Origin of the sequence: Salipiger sp. PrR007, assembly GCF_010499845.1 — a bacterium.
Lineage (GTDB): Bacteria > Pseudomonadota > Alphaproteobacteria > Rhodobacterales > Rhodobacteraceae > Salipiger > Salipiger pacificus_A.
Window position 1 is genome coordinate 1 of sequence record NZ_JAAGOZ010000079.1, and the last position, 2,611, is coordinate 2,611.

A 2,611-nucleotide genomic window follows, 5' to 3' on the forward strand; every position below is an offset into this window, starting at 1 on the left:
TCGATCGGAATCATCAGTCGATTCGCAGAAAAGAAAAAATGGGCGAACTGTGTTCACCCATTTTCTTTGAATTCAAAGCGTTAGCATCCAGTGCCGCCGCCCGTCCCTAGGTTTTTCATAGGTCACCTATAAGAAAGCGCTGTAGAGTTCCTCACTAAGTAGTGTGAGCTTAGAGGCTTTCAAGGGTCATAGCAACGGCAAGATTGGACCATCTATCGGGTCTTTCCGCTTATTTTCCTTGCACTTCAGGATAATGAATCTCGCCCGGAGGCGTTTCCTCACGAGCCGGAATTTTGTTCCACCAGATGAAGATACCATGTTTTGGCAGCAGCGGACTATCAATCTCAGCGATTTTACATGCATTTTTTGTGCCAGCTTGCCGATTCATCTCTCTGTCAAATTTCTCCGACGGGTGAACTGGCTCCCAAAAGAGATTCATCATCTCAGCATTGTAATGCACGCGCAATTCCGTGCATAGGCTGATCGCGTTCGTCTGGAAAAGATCATTGTCATTGACTCTCTTATATTGAGAAAAGTTTACTCTTATCCTCTTCTCTTCACCCGGCCTCAGCGTTACATTCTTTGAAAATTTCTGTTGACCAACGTTATCCTCATCGGCGTCATCAATGTCCTGAAACTCGGCCTCTTCAATCTCCTCACTCCCAATGATTAAGCTCTTTAGTCCGACGTCACCAACCTTAGGCTCATTCAAGCCAGAGACTTTCGAAGCATGAAACCTTACGGGATAGTCGACATCTTCGCTAGATATGTTTTTGATTCTGTAATCAAATTCGCAATTCATGGCAATCCAATCACCCTCAATAATTTCTGAGGTGAGGTCAAAAACGAGCAGTTGGGATGTCTTGATTACCTTCTGCTTAAAAACGTACTCCTCGACGAGATCAAAGACATCTCTCGGAAGGTCAACACTATACAGGTACTTAAATACGTTCTCACTTATTGTTACGGCCTGCTTGTTTGCATGATCACTTAACTCCCTGCGAGCCTCCCTCTCTACGGTCATACCCACGACCCAAGCAATAATGAATGCAAACCCCACCTCAATCGGTATTCCAATGCCAAGCTTTTGAGCTAAGCTTTCAGGTTTGAATTCAAGCAGCAGAAAGAACCCAAAGGATACAAATACCAGACCGCATATCAGCGTCCAATGCTCTTTGAGAAGCATCTTTATGTGACTCTCTTCTCTACCTCTAGCCGCCTCCCCAGTTGTCACAGGCTCTACTGAAGGCCGAGAGCCTTCTTGTTCCATCGCATCGTTCTTCATCGCACATCTCCAGTAATCTTCGCGCTAAGAGAGAGGTAAGCATGTATCTCAATGATCTAGCAATATAGCTCTGCTACCGATTCGGCTGAGCCTACAAAGTGCCACGAAAACGAACAGTGATTTTTGAGCCTATCCGAAAAATGCATCCATTAGTTCGCCTCGCAGACTGTGTCGTTCACCATGCGGGCATAGAGAGTCCCAAGACACTGCAGGATTCACATTGAACTCCGCGACGCTTGGTAGTCCCTACATCTGGAGATCGCTAGGGCGGTCTACGAATGTGCGAAAGCGCAACGTCCTTGAGGACACTCTTCTCAAGTACCGAAAAAGTCGTCAAAATTCATGCGTTGAGAACGCGTGGCATCTCTCTCCCTTTCAGAGGTCCGGCGCTGGTGAGAACAAGTGTCATGCCTGCTCAATGTTGAAAAAAGCGTCGAGGCGGCGATCATACCCTTCCTGCGAGCTGAGGATTTCGGAAATATCTAGACTCGTTTGCGGGCCGAAGTCCTCCGGGTCCTTGGCCCGATCAGCAGCTTGCTCGGCGACAACACTGCTAAGGTCCGCGTCAATCACCTTAAGTTTTGTCTCGACGCCACATACCTCTACTAGCGCCGACTGCATTGACTTGTTCAAAAATTCACGGTGACCCTCATGTACCAGAAAGCTGTCGTGTACGGGCAAGATAGGAATGCCGCTTTCAATGAAATCCAACATCACGCGTTCCGCGACATCGCTGTCGGTTCGCTGTAGACGTTTTCCTGCACCAGTATAAAATTTATTCTCGATTGGTCCGTGAGCGGAGCGAACTGCGTTAGAAACGCTGGGCCACGACATATTGAACTTGCCCGGTTCGATACCTTTGGGAGCCTGTCGCAGGGGCCTTTCTGCGTTCAGCATTGCATTGAAGGTGGCCTTGACCATACTGCGGAGTTCGGCTCCTCCCTTCGTCTCAGTCACTTCATCAAAAATCCCACGATAACAGTCGACCGGAGGTGTTGCGCCAGCTTCAGCGTAGAGGATCACGGGATGGAGGTTCGAATAGTCGATTTCGACCATCCGCTTGCCGTTCACGGCCAAGTGCCTCCGGTACGCTTTCGGCACGCTTTGCCACCAGCCACCATAGAAGCGACCACCGGTCGTAAGCTCCCGATCATTGAAGACACGGTAGAGGTTCCTTCGGTGCATCCCGAGAGGCTTACCTCCTGCCGGGTCGTCCGAGAGACGCTCTTGTAGCGCAGCTAAATCCGCATCGGGGATGAGCAGGTCGTACCAGCGTGTCGCAAGCACCCGATTGATACGGGCGAGGTTCTGCGTCATTCGCCGAAC

The 2,611-nt window shown here is 49.4% G+C and carries 1 protein-coding gene and 1 pseudogene; both read right to left on the reverse strand.

The genetic code is table 11. The features are described from left to right. Positions 1–229: 229 nt before the first annotated feature. Positions 230–1,285: a DUF485 domain-containing protein gene (locus G0Q01_RS23470; RefSeq protein WP_164198531.1), complete on the reverse strand. Its 1,056-nt coding sequence runs from the start codon at positions 1,283–1,285 to the stop codon at positions 230–232. Between the two features lie 405 nt (positions 1,286–1,690). Continuing rightward, positions 1,691–2,611: pseudogene (locus G0Q01_RS23475) on the reverse strand (hypothetical protein); the annotation flags it as partial.